At 68.7% G+C, this 12,872-nt stretch carries 15 protein-coding genes; 7 read left to right on the top strand and 8 right to left on the bottom strand.

Going from position 1 to position 12,872, the window contains the following annotated elements; translation table 11 throughout:
* Positions 1 to 224: 224 nt before the first annotated feature.
* The 3 genes from EV193_RS09910 to EV193_RS09900 all read right to left on the bottom strand — a co-directional run bounded on the left by EV193_RS09910 (position 225) and on the right by EV193_RS09900 (position 2,345).
* A complete protein-coding gene (locus EV193_RS09910; RefSeq protein WP_130343766.1) occupies positions 225 to 1,151 on the bottom strand; it encodes a hypothetical protein in 927 nt (308 codons plus the stop codon).
* 270 nt (positions 1,152 to 1,421) lie between these two features.
* The gene (locus EV193_RS09905) at positions 1,422 to 1,778 is read right to left on the bottom strand and encodes a hypothetical protein (protein WP_242613262.1); all 357 of its coding nucleotides are present in this window, start codon (positions 1,776 to 1,778) and stop codon (positions 1,422 to 1,424) included.
* Between the two features lie 27 nt (positions 1,779 to 1,805).
* Positions 1,806 to 2,345 (bottom strand): dihydrofolate reductase family protein, encoded by a 540-nt coding sequence (locus EV193_RS09900; protein WP_130343765.1) that lies wholly within the window; start codon positions 2,343 to 2,345, stop codon positions 1,806 to 1,808.
* Positions 2,346 to 2,447: 102 nt separating this feature from the next.
* Here EV193_RS09900 and EV193_RS09895 point away from each other — a divergent pair, with 102 nt between their 5' ends.
* Positions 2,448 to 3,143: a TetR/AcrR family transcriptional regulator gene (locus EV193_RS09895; protein ID WP_130343764.1), complete on the top strand. Its 696-nt coding sequence runs from the start codon at positions 2,448 to 2,450 to the stop codon at positions 3,141 to 3,143.
* On the opposite strand, the gene EV193_RS09890 is transcribed toward EV193_RS09895, so the two are convergent.
* Positions 3,134 to 5,020 (bottom strand): FUSC family protein, encoded by a 1,887-nt coding sequence (locus tag EV193_RS09890; RefSeq protein ID WP_130343763.1) that lies wholly within the window; start codon positions 5,018 to 5,020, stop codon positions 3,134 to 3,136. The genes EV193_RS09895 and EV193_RS09890 overlap by 10 nt on opposite strands.
* Positions 5,021 to 5,159: 139 nt before the next feature.
* On the bottom strand, positions 5,160 to 5,738 hold the full coding sequence (locus EV193_RS09885) for a helix-turn-helix domain-containing protein (protein WP_130343762.1): 579 nt from the start codon (positions 5,736 to 5,738) through the stop codon (positions 5,160 to 5,162).
* A 13-nt stretch (positions 5,739 to 5,751) separates the two neighbouring features.
* Between EV193_RS09885 and EV193_RS09880 the strand changes: the two genes are divergently transcribed.
* Positions 5,752 to 6,279, top strand: a complete 528-nt coding sequence (locus tag EV193_RS09880) for a GNAT family N-acetyltransferase (RefSeq protein ID WP_423202152.1) — start codon at positions 5,752 to 5,754, stop codon at positions 6,277 to 6,279.
* A 48-nt stretch (positions 6,280 to 6,327) separates the two neighbouring features.
* Here EV193_RS09880 and htpX read toward each other — a convergent pair whose 3' ends face one another.
* The 3 genes from htpX to EV193_RS09865 are packed head-to-tail and all read right to left on the bottom strand — an operon-like array spanning position 6,328 to position 9,134.
* Complete coding sequence (htpX, locus tag EV193_RS09875) at positions 6,328 to 7,188, bottom strand: zinc metalloprotease HtpX (RefSeq protein WP_130343760.1); 861 nt, start codon at positions 7,186 to 7,188, stop codon at positions 6,328 to 6,330.
* A gap of 58 nt (positions 7,189 to 7,246) precedes the next feature.
* Positions 7,247 to 8,044 (bottom strand): siderophore-interacting protein, encoded by a 798-nt coding sequence (locus tag EV193_RS09870; RefSeq protein ID WP_165401307.1) that lies wholly within the window; start codon positions 8,042 to 8,044, stop codon positions 7,247 to 7,249.
* A 19-nt stretch (positions 8,045 to 8,063) separates the two neighbouring features.
* Positions 8,064 to 9,134: a TetR/AcrR family transcriptional regulator gene (locus EV193_RS09865; RefSeq protein ID WP_130343758.1), complete on the bottom strand. Its 1,071-nt coding sequence runs from the start codon at positions 9,132 to 9,134 to the stop codon at positions 8,064 to 8,066.
* A gap of 103 nt (positions 9,135 to 9,237) precedes the next feature.
* Between EV193_RS09865 and EV193_RS09860 the strand changes: the two genes are divergently transcribed.
* The 5 genes from EV193_RS09860 to EV193_RS09840 form a co-directional block, all read left to right on the top strand.
* Entirely contained in the window at positions 9,238 to 10,395 is a 1,158-nt protein-coding gene (locus EV193_RS09860; RefSeq protein ID WP_130343757.1) for a cytochrome P450 family protein, read from the top strand.
* On the top strand, positions 10,362 to 11,579 hold the full coding sequence (gene clpX / locus EV193_RS09855) for an ATP-dependent Clp protease ATP-binding subunit ClpX (protein WP_130343756.1): 1,218 nt from the start codon (positions 10,362 to 10,364) through the stop codon (positions 11,577 to 11,579). Before EV193_RS09860 ends, clpX begins: the two co-directional genes overlap by 34 nt.
* A gap of 75 nt (positions 11,580 to 11,654) precedes the next feature.
* The gene (locus EV193_RS09850; protein ID WP_130343755.1) at positions 11,655 to 12,485 is read left to right on the top strand and encodes a helix-turn-helix domain-containing protein; all 831 of its coding nucleotides are present in this window, start codon (positions 11,655 to 11,657) and stop codon (positions 12,483 to 12,485) included.
* The gene (locus EV193_RS09845) at positions 12,482 to 12,706 is read left to right on the top strand and encodes a DUF397 domain-containing protein (RefSeq protein ID WP_423202151.1); all 225 of its coding nucleotides are present in this window, start codon (positions 12,482 to 12,484) and stop codon (positions 12,704 to 12,706) included. The genes EV193_RS09850 and EV193_RS09845 overlap by 4 nt, the downstream gene beginning before the upstream one ends.
* On the top strand, positions 12,631 to 12,872 hold a 242-nt coding region (locus tag EV193_RS09840), incomplete at its 3' end, for a DUF397 domain-containing protein (protein WP_423202162.1). The genes EV193_RS09845 and EV193_RS09840, both read left to right, overlap by 76 nt.

The raw sequence follows: 12,872 nt of genomic DNA, 5'->3' as shown, positions 1-12,872 counted from the left end.
CGGTGATCAGACACGCCGGCTAAACTGCGGACCTTATAGGGGTTGCCACGGCGTAAGCTGTCTGGAGTGGACATACCCTGTCCGGTAGGCTACACCTATTGCCCGCACAGTAATTACTAGTTTCGTATTTGGAGTTCTGGTATGGGTGGCACCGAGAGTGGCGGCAAGTAGCGCCAAGCTAGGTCTTCGGGAGCCCGGAACGGTCGATGTGTTCCGGGCTACTGTTATTTTTGTGCGCGACCAGTCAGATCGGCGACGAATCCCATACTTTTGCCTGCCTCTGGGTGATCGCCCGAAAAACTGACAGCTATGTCACGGCCGGAACGTGTTTGCACGAGGTTGTTTGCGCCCAGGTTTCGCATGGTGAACTCGTTGTCCGAATCGACATCGCGAAAGATCACCGTGTACTCGAACATGCTGATCGACTGATCGTAGAACTTGACGTCGAAGTTCTCTGGCCTGTGTCCAGTCATAAGGTCCGCCGAGTACTTCGGCCAGAGCCATTTAACGGTCACCTTGTCACCCTGGTGAACTGTGTTGCCCAGATGTGCGAACACGTCCAGCTTGGGTTCGCCGAACTTGGAGGCGCTCCAGGAGGAGCTTGCCTGTGCACGCACGCCGACGCCGGACGTGTCGCTGTTCGCGTGAAAGACCTCGCATTCCACAAGTCGCTTCTGTCGGTCGGTCAGTGGCGGGCCGCCGTAGTAGATCTGATTTACGAATAGGAAGTGCGGGATGCCGTCCTGTGCTTCGTCGAGAACCATCTCGGTCCAGATCTTCGCGTCGCCATTCGATTCGAGTGTGACCACTTGTCGCCACTCGCGAATCGAGATGGGCGACTTGGAGTCGAGCGCTCTGGCTGCTCCATGGAGCAGTGTTTCGCTCTGAGCAATGCGCGCGCGTAACCTTTCGGTGCCAGCAAATGACACAGCGCTCGCGACCAGAAACAGTACCCCCGCGCTTGTCGCGAAAATCCAGCGCAGCCAGGTTAACCCCAAGACCTGCCCGAGAATCCCGACCAGTCCGAGCATGGTGATCGTTCCGGTCAGCACCCTGAGGTAGCCGTGCCGATGCACGATGTGTTCGATGTCCGCGAACAGAGAGAAGATCCGATGTCGCACTGCCTTGCGTAGTTCATCCCCAGCGCCCATGCCGCTCCGTCCCGAGCCGCGGGTCGTTTTACTCGTTCGGGTGGCGATTGTAACGTTAAGTGTTCGGCCGATTCAACTGTGTGATCGCCCTGTTGTCGTCGCCCGTGGGGACTGCTCAGTGGTCGATGGTCGGGTGGATTTGAGTGCCGTCGGGGAGGTCGTGGATCTGCTGGGCGATCGGGCCGCGGATGCGCATGCATTGGGCTGCGGGTTTGACGACCAGGTTGTCGAGGTCGTATTCGCCGCCGAGGACGAAGAATCGCAGGGGGATCAGCCGCTCGTCGTGATCGAGGGGGCCGTGGGTGTCCTGCCAGGCGGTGGCGATTCCGTAGGCGCCGTTGACGTCCGGTCAGCGAGGAGCCAGGCGGCCCAGTCGGCCAGCGACTCGCCGAGAACGGTGCGGCTCGCCGTTTCGGGGGCGTTCCAGGTTGCGAGGTCGGGGCCGAGGCCGACTTCTCCGGCTCGGAACACCTGGACGCCGGCATTGAACACGGCGAACCCGTTGAGGGAGGACAGCAATTCGGCCAGTTCCGCGAGCGGGCCGGATTCGGCGCCGAAGTCCACGGTGGCGGCCGGACCGGCAGGCCCGCGCGCACGGGTGAGGAGCCTGCTCAGCCGGCCGTCCATCCGTGAACCCTTCGTCGCCTCTGATCGTCAGGCGGGACCGTAGTTCAGGTGGACCACGCCGTTGTCGTAGACGTCGTGTCCGTTGAGGGCGAGCTTGGTCAGGTCGGCGTCGAACAGGCGATCGCCCTTGCCGAGTGCGACCGGGAACACGAACAGGTGCAGCTCGTCGACCAGGCCGTCCCGCAGTAGCCCGCGAACCAACTGCCCGCTGCCGCTGATGTAGATCGTGCCGTCGGTCTCGTCCTTGAGCTTGCGAATGGCGTCGGCGTCGTAGGGCCCGAAGTGCTTGGAGTTGTTCCACTCCTCCTGCGGCGCCTGCGAACCGACGACGTACTTGACCGTGTCGTTGAAGAACGGCACACCCGGGTCGTCCTCCGGCGTGCGGTCTCTCCACGCCGGCGCGAACATCTCGAACGTGAGGCGGCCGAGCAGGATGGCCTTGGCGCCGCCGGTGATCGCGCCGAGGGTCTCGCCCATCTTGGGGTCGAACCCGTATTCGAACGTCCAGCTCGGGTCCTCGATCACGCCGTCGAGCGAGATGAACTCGTGAACCGCGATGGCACCCATGGCGATCTCCTTCGTAGAGTATCGGAAACAGTATCTCTGAGATACAGTGTGTGCGAGACACAGTATGCCGTGGACACAGTTTTGCCAAGAGGGTGACGCGAAGTGGACAGCGATTCGACGCTCGAGCTGCTGTGGGGCCTGCGAGCGCCGTCGACCCGAGGGCCGAAGGCGGCCTTCGAAGTCGCCGACGTCGCCGAGGCGGCGGTCGTCATCGCCGACGAACTCGGCGTCGACGCGGTGTCGATGGAGGCGGTGGCGAAAAAGCTCGGCTACACGAAGATGTCGTTGTACCGCTACGTGAAGAGCAAGGCCGAACTGCTCGCCGTCATGATCGAACTGGGCGTCGGCGAACCGCCGGACCTCAGCCGGGTGCGCGGCGGCTGGCGTGGCGGGGCCCGCCGCTGGACCGAGCTGATGTGGCAGGCCTGGGACCAGCATCCGTGGCTGCCCGCGGTCACGGTCGGCGAACGAGCGGTCGGGCCGAACGAGGTCGGCTGGTCGGTCGCGGCGCTGTCGGTGTTCACCGGAATCGGCCTGACCCGCGCGGAATCGGTCGACGCCGTGTCACTGCTCAGCGGGCACCTGCGCAACACCTACGCGCCCAGCGCCGCCGGATCGCAGCCGTGGAACTCGCAGGTGCGAGCCGATCCGCTGCTCGCCGACGTGATGAGCCGCGCCGGTGTCGCCTATCCGGCGCTGGACGAGATCGTGAAGGGCCGGCCGGTGTCGACGAACCGGCGCGCGTTCGGGCTGGAGCGCATCCTCGACGGGATCGAGGTACTGCTCGATCAGCGCTGAACGGTGGCCGTCAACTCGGTGAGCGCCTCGGCGATCGCGGTCACCGGCTCGTCGTCGGGCAACTCCGGCCGGCGCGGACGACGCTCCTCGCGGACCGCGCCGGCGACCTCGGTGACACCCGAGGCCAGCGTGTCGACGTCGGCGGGATCGGGCGGTTCCGCGCCATGCGTCAGCTCCACGGCGACCCGGGTCACCGCGTCGGTGAGTCGCTCCAGACCGATGATCGTCGGCCACCACGCGGCCGCCGCCCGACCAGGCGCACCCGGCTCGGAGATCAACTGCTGGGCGCGAACCCGCAGGTCGGACAGGTTGCTGTAGGTGCGCCTGCGCAACGCGGACCGGCCGCGCGGGTCGGGCCGCAGCGCCACCCGCAGGTACTCGGCGAGCCCGTCGGCCACCTCGGCGATCCGCGCGTCCAGCCGAGTCGCCCGGCTGCCCGGCCACAGCAGGTACCCGAACACCAGCACGATCAGGCAGCCGGCGAGCGTGTCCACCAGCCGTGCCGTGACCAGCGCCGGATTGCCCGCGTGCGCCAGGTCCAACTGCACGATCACCAGCGGCGTGATGAACATCGAGAACAGGCCGTAGCTGCGCGCCTTCGCCTCCGGCAGCACGAAGGCGAGCGCCGCCATCAGCGCGACCAGCACCCATCCGCCCGGTGCGATCGCCAGCACGGCGGCACCCAGCAGCACGCCGATCACGGTGCCGCCCGCGCGCAGCACCGCACGCCCGAATACCGATCCGAAGTCGGGCTTGAGCACGATCGCCACGGTCAGCGCCACCCAGTACGAGCGGTCCAGCTCGAGCTGGCGGCTGATCACCTCGGCGAGCGCGATGCACAGCGCCAGCCGCAGCGCGTGCCGCCACACCTGCGGACCGGCGCGCACCGAGTCCAGCCACGCGTCGAACCGTTGGCGCACAGGGGTTTTCGTCGTCGGTGGCGCCTCGGCCGCGTCCTCGTCGTTGATCACCGCGACCACACGCGACAGTGATCGCCGAAGCGCCGTGCCGTCCTGTTCGACCGAGGGAGCGCGCGAGCTGGTGCGGATCGCCTCGCCGACCTCCACCACGTCCGCGATGGCCTTGGCCGGCGGACGCTGGCGCGCGTGCAGCAGCGCGACGGTCGCCTCCACCACGGGCGTGGTCTTGGCCAGGATGAGGAACAGCCGCCGGTAGCTCGCGTCCCGCCCCTCCAGCCGCGAGCGCGCGGACAGCAGGATGTCGTGCGCGTCGTTCATGGCCGAGGTGAGCCGCTGCCGCGCCGGGCCGGCCGCGCGGGTGCCGATCGTCCGCAGCACGTCGACCAGGTTGGCGTACACCAGCGCGATCGCCGCCCGCTCGGGGACGGTCGCGCGCACCGGCCACGCGCCGATCGCCAGCAGCACCGCCCACGCCGCGCCGGCCGCGAACAGCAGTGGCGCGTAGTCCGGCGGGCCGAGGCCGCCGCCGAGGATGCCGAACACGAGCAGTTGCAGGCCTGCCGCCGAGGCGTTGGCGCCGATCGAGGAGATCACCGCGGACAGCGCGGCGAGCGCCACCATGACCGCGCTGGTCCACCAGCCGTGCCCGCTGGTGAACGTTCCGACGGTGAACCCGGCCGCGCCGAGGACGGCGGCGAAACCCATGCGGGACAAGCGATAGCGGTACGGGCCGGTGGTCGCCACCAGCGTTCCGCAGAGCGCGCCGATCGACACCAGGACGCCGAGATCCAGTCGGCGAGTGGCCACTCCGAGTGCCAGTGGGACGCCGAGTGCGACGGCCGCGCGGGCCATCAGCCGCCACTGCACCGGTGTCCGTTGTGGACGGACGAGTTGCACTGCCCAGTGCGGCGCGGCCAGCTCGCTCAGCGGCCGAGGTGGCTCCGGTGTCGCGCCCATGATGGCAACCTAGCCGCCGGCACGGTTCGCGCGCGATCGAGTGACACCCGTCCAGTGATCGCCCATGATCGAGGTGCCGCGCGTCCCGTCATGCGCTCACCTTGGCGTACTTAACCCCGCGAAAGTACGTGCACGATCGCTACGGAGCGTGGTGCGGCGACCGGCGTGCGCGGGGGCGCATGATCAGCGCGGCGACGTAGTAGGTGCACGGGGAGTCGGTGCGGTTCGCGTACCGGAGTGTGGTGTCGGCGGCCAGGTAGATCGAGTCACCCTCGGACAGCTCGACCGTGCGCTCGTCGTCGATGGTGAGGGTGACCGTGCCGGACTCCACGTAGATGAACTCGTGCGACCCCGGTGCGTACGGCGGGTAACTGTCCGGCGAGCACCCCGGCGGCAGCGTGGAGGAGATCCACTCGAAGTTCACCCCGGGCACGACCGGGGACAGGATCGTGCGCCGCCAGCCGGCCTCCTCGACCACGTCCTGGTCGGCCGCCCGGCGCACAACCACCCGCTCGTCCTCGACCAGCAGCGTGGACAGCGACACCCCGAGCCCGTTCGCGATCCGGTCGAGCACGATCACGGTCGGCGCCTTGTCGCCCCGTTCCACCGAGGACAGCATGCTCACGCTCACGCCCGACCGTTCGGCCAGCCGGTTCAGCGTCAATCCGGCGTCGTGGCGCTCACGCTGCACACGCTGGCCGAGGGCGATCAGGTTCACGTACACTATGGTAGTGGTTGATTCTGCTATAGCGAACGTCCGGGTGGCGGACGAGCCGGACCTGACCGCGATCGCCGAGATCTACGCCGGCTATGTCGTGGCCGGAGTCGCCACGTTCGAACTGGACCCGCCGGACACCGACGAGTGGCGCCGCCGCTTCCGCGCATTCACCGGTGCCGGGTTGCCGTTCCTGGTCGCCGAGCAGGACGGGCGGATCGCCGGCTACGCGTACTGCGCACCGTGGAAAACGCGGCCCGCCTACCGGCACACCGCCGAGACGTCGATCTACCTCGCCGGCTGGGCCCGCGGGCGCGGCCTCGGCGGCACGCTGTTGGACGCGCTGGTCGATCGGGCCGTCGACGCGGGCGTGCGCCAGCTCATCGCGGTGGTCGCGGATACCGGCGACGACGCCTCGCTGGCGTTGCACCGCAAGCACGGATTCGCCGACGCCGGGCGGCTGCGCGACGTCGGCTTCAAACACGGCCGATGGCTGGACACCGTTCTGCTGCAACGAAATCTGGTCAACTCCACCACGGCGTGACACCGGCGAGATCGCGTTCGGCGTTGGTGACACAGTGGATCTCGCCCCTCAGTGCCGGCGGGCCATCTCCTCCAGCCGGCGGATCCGGTCCTCGATCGGCGGGTGCGTGGAGAACAGCTTGGACATCTGCTCGCCGGGCCGGAACGGGTTCGCGATCATCAGGTGGGACTGGGACACCAGCTTCGGCTCCGGCGCGAGCGGCGCGGCGCGGGTGCCCGCCTCCAGCTTGCGCAGCGCGGAGGCCAGGGCCAGCGGGTCGCCGGTCAGCTCCGCGCCGGACGCGTCGGCCTGGTACTCGCGCGACCGGCTGACCGCCATCTGCACGATGCCGGCCGCGACCGGGCCGAGAATGGCGATCAGGATCGCGAAGATCGGGTTCGGCCGGTCCTCGTCGTCGCCGCCGAACAATCCGGTGAACATCGCGATGTTGGCCACGAAGCTGACCACCGACGCCAGCGCGCCGGCCACGCATGAAATGAGAATGTCGCGGTTGTACACGTGTGACAGCTCGTGCCCGAGCACGGCGCGCAGCTCCCGCTCGTCGAGCAGTTCGAGGATGCCCTCCGTGCAGCAGACCGCCGCGTTGCGCGGGTTGCGCCCGGTGGCGAACGCGTTGGGCGCCTGCGTCGGGCTGACATACAGGCGCGGCACCGGCTGGCGTGCCGCGCGGGCGAGCTCGGCGACGATCCGGAACATCGCGGGCTGCTCGGCTTGCGACACCGGACGCGCGCGCATCGCACGCAGCGCCAGCTTGTCGGAGTTGAAGTACGCGTAGGCGTTCATCCCGAGAGCCAGCACCACGCCGATGATCAACGCCGTACGTCCGAAGAGGGAGCTGATCAATATGATCAGCGCGCTCATGCCGCCGAGCAGGAGCGCTGTCTTCAAACCGTTGACATGGCTGTGCACCGGTGGTGCCTCCGTGGTGGGAAAAGTCTCTCAGCAGGGAAAACGACTCACGTCGCGGTTAGGTTCCCTCCTGTCCGGCGCGCCAGTACGTGGTCGCCCGCACATGCTTCCGATCCAGCCGGCGCTCGTCGAGCAGGTGCCGGCGCACGGCCAGCACGGGCGCGCGCTCGGCGCCGATCCACGCGTCGACCACGCCGTCCAGCGTCGCCGCGGTGATCGCGTTCACCAGCAGCTCGCTGTCCTGAGGCGGCACGCCGTCGCGGTGCAGCCAGGTGATCTCCGCGTCGGCGTCGGTCGGCAGCGGCAGTTCGTCGGCGGCGTTGTCCACCTCGACGAACACCCGGGCCCGCGCGCCGGCCGGCAGCCCGCGCAGGGTGACGCCGATCGCCGGGAGCGCGGTCTCGTCACCGGCGAGCAGGTACAGATCGGCGTCCGGATCGGGCCGGTACGCCGGCGACGGGCCCACGAAGATCAGCTGATCGCCCGGTTTCGCGGCCGCCGCCCAGGCCGACGCCGGCCCGCCGTGTCCACCGTCGCCGTGCAGCACGAAGTCGATGTCGATCTCGTTGGCGTCCGGGTCGTGCCGGGCGATCGTGTAGCTGCGGATCGTCGGGCGCACCCGCGACCACATGCCGCGCGCGCTCTCCAGGGTCAGCGGCTCGGGCAGCTCGACGGCGTCGTCGTAGAAGTACAGCATCACGTTCTGGTCGGTGCCGTCGTGGACGAAGTCGACCAGCTCGTCGGATCCGAGGGTGATCCGCACCATTCGCGGCGTGACGTGGTGCACCCGGCGCACCGGCACCCGCCACAGCCTGGTGGTCTGCCGCCGCGATCGCCGTCTCGTGTCTGTGCTCATCGCCCCCATCTTCGCAGGGTCAGCGAGCACTGGCGGCGGCGTGGCAGGCGCCGAAGCCCTCCGCGCGCGCGACGATCTTGCCGTTGACGACCCGGACGGCGACCTCGGTCGCGTCGCTCACCGCCGGCACGCCGGCCGCCGCGGCGAGCGCGCCGGTCTCGTCGGACACCATCCGCAGCATGGGCAGCGCGGAGGTGGGGAACGCGAGGAACAGACAGGCGCGCAGCTCGGCGAGCACCAGCCGGGCCAGCGGGGCCAGCTCGGCCGGCGTGCTGGTGACCATGATCATGGTGAGCGGGAGGTCCGGCGCCGCCCGCACCGCCTCCTCGGCGGCGGACAGCCGGTGCATGCCGAGCACCGCGATCACGCCGTCGTCGGCCAGCCGGACCGGATCGCCGGTCATGATGTCCACAGTGGACGGTGGGGTCCACGCGCGGTCGGCGGGCCGGGCCTGCGGCACGTACGGCAGGTGTGGCGGCTGCCAGACGTCCTCGACCTCCAGGCTGGCGAGCTGCTCGCAGGCGCCGATCACGTTGAACGGCTCGATGAATCCGGGCGCGGCGGCGGCGAGCTGGCTGGTGCCGTGCAGCGTGGTCAGCACGGCCTCGGCGACCCGCACCTGGCGGCCGGCGCGGGTGCGCCTGGGGTGCAGGCCTTCCAGGGCGAGCCCGAGCAGCAGTGCCGAGAGCTTGGTGAGCTGACCGAACGGGCGCCGGACCCGCTCGTCGGCGAGCACCTCGGGGAGCAGGTCGACGCCGAGCCGCTCGGGGGCCATCGGATCGTCGGTGGTCAGCGGCAGCCGGGCCACCCAGGCGCGGGCGAACGCGCCCAGCGCCTCGCGTGGGGTGAGGCGCGTTTCCCGTTGCGAGGCAAGGGGAGCGCGCTTGGCGAGGTCGGCGAGTACGGCGAAGTAGAGCGCGCGTTTGCCGGGGAAGTTGGAGTACACCGCGCCGCGGGTCAGCTCGGCCCGCTCGGCGATGGTGTCGATCTTGGCTTCCCGGAATCCGCGCTCGGCGAACTCCTCCTTCGCGGCCTCGAGCACCTTCGTGCGGTTGCGCTCCTGCGTCTGCGACCTGGTGAGCCTGGCCATCGGGGGAGTCCTCGCGCCTCGTTGCGGCTGGGTTCGGGATGACGATACCGTCAACGTCAGATGTTCTCATCATCTGACTTCAACATCTGAATGGGGCGATCATATGACCGTGCAGGAGATCGAGCTGACCGACCCGGAGGTTCTTCGTGACCCGTTCACCGCGTACGGGCGCCTGCGGGAGCGCGCGCCGCTGGCTCGGATCGGTGGACCGGGCTTCGGGCCGATGTGGATGGTGACCAGGTATGCCGACGTCAAGGCGATGCTGAGCGACGCCCGCTTCGAGATCCGGGCGGAGAGCTTCCAGCTGCGCGACGTGCCGGAGGACTGTCAGCCCTACATCCGCACCATGACCGAGCGAGGCGGCCAGGAGCACGCGAGGCTGCGCGGCCTGGTGTCACCCGCGTTCACCACCCGCCGCGCGGCCGAGTTCCGCCCGAGGATCGAGCCGATCGTGGACCGTCTGGCCGACGATCTGAATGGCGAGGTCGACCTGATGGATCACTTCACCGGCCCGCTGCCGATGGAGGTCATCTGCGAACTGGTCGGCGTCGAGGAGGCCGACCGCCCTCGGTGGCACGAGTACGGCGCGATCGTGGCCGCCCGGCGCGGCGGGGCGTTCGCCGACGCCATCCCCGGCATCATCGCCGGCGCGAAGGAGGTCGTGGCCCGCCGTCGCGAGCAACCGCGCGACGACCTGCTGTCCGACCTGATCACGGCGCAGGACGGCGACCGGCTCACCGACGCCGAACTGGTGACCCTGGTGTGGCACCTGGTGCTGGCCGGGCAGACGCCGACCAACCTGATCGCCAACGCCCTCGCCGAACTGCTCGCCCAGCCGTCGCTGGCCGAGCTGCTGCGCGCCGAGCCGGAGCTGATGCCGCGCGCGGTCGAGGAGCTGACCCGCTGGACCGGCCCGACCCTGCTGACCGTGCCGCGCTACGCCCGCGAGGACGTCGACCTGCACGGAACCCTTGTGCGCCAAGGAGAACCGATCACCGCGTCGATCGCGGCGGCCAACCGCGACCCGCGCGCGTTCACCGATCCCGATGTGCTCGATCTGCGCCGTGAACCCGCGTCGGGGCATCTCGGCTACTCCCACGGGCCGCACTTCTGCCTCGGCGCGGCCCCGGCACGGGTGCAGACCGAGGTGGCGCTCGGCGTCCTGCTGCGCCGATTCCCGGACATGACGCTGGCCGGCGAGCCGGAGCGGCTCCCCGATCCGGGCACCTGGCGGCTGCGATCGCTCGTGGTGCGGCCGTGAAGTGCTCGTTCTGCGGCAAGGGGAACAAGCAGGTGCGCCGGCTGATCGCCGGCCCGCTCGGCGTGAGTATCTGCGACGAGTGTGTCGCGGCCAGCACCGAGCTGATCACCGACGACGTCCCGGTGTCCACTGTGGACGGTCCGGCGGAACTGCCGAGGCCGCGCGAGATCCACGAGTTCCTCGACCGGTACGTGGTCGGTCAGCACGACGCGAAGCGGGCGCTGTCGGTGGCCGTGTACAACCACTACAAGCGTTTGCTGTCAACGGTTTCCGATGATCACGACGTGGAGGTCGCCAAGTCCAACGTGCTGCTGCTCGGCCCGACCGGCTGCGGCAAGACCCACCTCGCGCGGACGCTGGCGAAGCTGCTCGACGTGCCGTTCGCGATCGCCGACGCCACCGCGCTGACCGAAGCCGGCTACGTGGGCGAGGACGTGGAGAACATCCTGGTCGCACTGCTCCAGGCGGCCGACTACGACGTGGCCAAGGCGGAGCGCGGAATCGTGTACATCGACGAGGTGGACAAGATCGCGCGCAAGGCGGAGAACCCGTCGATCACCCGCGACGTGTCCGGCGAGGGCGTGCAGCAGGCGCTGTTGAAGATCGTCGAGGGCGGCGTGGTGAATGTGCCGCCACAGGGTGGGCGCAAGCACCCGCACCAGGAGTTCGTCCAGGTCGACACGACGAACGTGCTGTTCATCGTGGCCGGCGCGTTCGCCGGTCTGGACGGGATCGTGGAGCGGCGGTCCGGGGTGCGCTCGATCGGATTCGGGGAGCACACCCGGTCGCGAATCCCCAGGTTGGCCGACGTGCGGCCGGAGGACTTGGTGGCATATGGGCTGATTCCCGAGTTCGTCGGCCGGCTGCCCGTGGTCACCACCGTCGAGCCGCTCGACGTGGCCGCGCTGACCAGCATCCTCACCCAGCCGCGCGATGCGCTGGTGAAGCAGTACCGCGCGCTGCTCGCCATGGACGGCGTCGAGCTGGTGCTGACCGAGGGGGCGGTCGTCGCGGTGGCCGAACTGGCGCTGCTGCGCGGCACCGGAGCGCGCGGGCTGCGCTCGATCATGGAGGAGGTACTGCACGGCGTGATGTACGAGGTGCCGAGCCGGCCGGACGTCGCGCGCGTGGTGATCGACGCGGACACCGTGCGCAACACGCGACCCCGCCGCGAGTCGGCGTAACCCCCCGATCGGGATTCACGTTCAGGATCACCCACATGCAAGTATTCGGCTACTTCGTGTGACTGAGGGAGTTCCATGAGCGGAGACGGACCGGTGCCCTTCCGTGCGCGACGGCTGGGCCGGAAATTTCGTGAGATGCGTGAGGCCGCCGGCTTCACCCTAGAGCGGGCAGGCAAGTACTTCGACATGAGCGGCAGCGCGCTGCAGCGCTGGGAGACCGGTGAGACGAAGCCGAACGTCAATGTCGTGCGCTCGATGATGGATCTGTACGACTGCCGCCCGGAAGGGTTGCTCGACGAGGTCCGCGCGGTCAGGAATCTCAAGGCCGGGGAAGGATTCGATTACGCCGACGCAGAGGAGGAGGCGGATCTCGCGCGAGAGCTGACCCTGCTGCATGTGCCTGGCCTGCTGCAGACCGAGCACTACATGCGTGCGTTGTTCGCTCGCGTCTTCCCGCCATGGGGAATGGACAAGATCAATCGGGTGACGCTCAGTCGTCTGAACCGCAAGGACAGACTCATGAGCGTCGAGCGCCCGCTACAGGCCCACGTGATCATGGCGGAGTCGGCGTTGCACACTCCCGTTGGCGGGCGTGAGGTTATGGGTGCGCAGCTTCGCCTCATTGCTGAGCTGGCGGCGCTGCCCACGGTCACCGTGCAGGTGATTCCCCTGGCGCGCGGCGCGCATGGCGGCATGCGTGCGGAGTTCGCCCTCCTGACCTTTCCGTATCCCGACTACCCGGGGATGTTGTTCGTGCCCTTCGTCAACGGCGCCAAACGCGAGGACAAAGAAGGAGCGCTGGAAGGCGCTAGACTCCTCTTTGAGCACGTCTCGTGCGAGGCACTTGCCCCAAACGAGTCGGTCGAGCTGATCGAGCGCTTGGCCGGTGATCTCTATGGCCCGTGACGAGGAGGCGACCACTCTTGCCCACCGTGGACACGTCGGGATTGGCATGGCGCAAGAGCAGCCGAAGCGGAGCCGACGAGCAGGTGTCCTGTGTCGAGGTGGCGTTCGCCGGGGCGGCGGTGGCCGTTCGGGACTCCAAGAATCCTTGTGGGCCAACGCTTTTCTTCCCGACGAGCGGCTTCGCCGCCGTGACCCCTCAGCTCGACCAGCGTTCGAGCTGATCGTGGACACGTCGGGATTGGCTTGGCGCAAGAGCAGCCTGAGCGGGGCCGACGAGGGTGACTCCTGCGTCGAGGTGGCGTTCGCCGGGGCGGCGGTGGCCGTTCGGGACTCCAAGAATCCTTGTGGGCCAACGCTTTTCTTCCCGACGAGCGGCTTCGCCGCCGT

This window comes from Herbihabitans rhizosphaerae, from assembly GCF_004216555.1.
In the GTDB taxonomy this organism is placed as follows: Bacteria; Actinomycetota; Actinomycetes; order Mycobacteriales; family Pseudonocardiaceae; genus Herbihabitans; species Herbihabitans rhizosphaerae.
Note: the sequence above shows the minus strand (reverse complement) of the source record. Positions and strands in the feature narration are given on the sequence as shown.

Coding starts and splice junctions, on each gene's coding strand:
- EV193_RS09870 (WP_165401307.1), bottom strand. CDS start 8,044: ATGAGCACAGACACGAGACGGCGATCGCGGCGGCAGACCACCAGGCTG.
- EV193_RS09890 (WP_130343763.1), bottom strand. CDS start 5,020: ATGGGCGCGACACCGGAGCCACCTCGGCCGCTGAGCGAGCTGGCCGCG.
- EV193_RS09850 (WP_130343755.1), top strand. CDS start 11,655: ATGAGCGGAGACGGACCGGTGCCCTTCCGTGCGCGACGGCTGGGCCGG.
- EV193_RS09860 (WP_130343757.1), top strand. CDS start 9,238: ATGACCGTGCAGGAGATCGAGCTGACCGACCCGGAGGTTCTTCGTGAC.
- EV193_RS09900 (WP_130343765.1), bottom strand. CDS start 2,345: ATGGGTGCCATCGCGGTTCACGAGTTCATCTCGCTCGACGGCGTGATC.
- EV193_RS09910 (WP_130343766.1), bottom strand. CDS start 1,151: ATGGGCGCTGGGGATGAACTACGCAAGGCAGTGCGACATCGGATCTTC.
- EV193_RS09865 (WP_130343758.1), bottom strand. CDS start 9,134: ATGGCCAGGCTCACCAGGTCGCAGACGCAGGAGCGCAACCGCACGAAG.
- EV193_RS09905 (WP_242613262.1), bottom strand. CDS start 1,778: ATGGACGGCCGGCTGAGCAGGCTCCTCACCCGTGCGCGCGGGCCTGCC.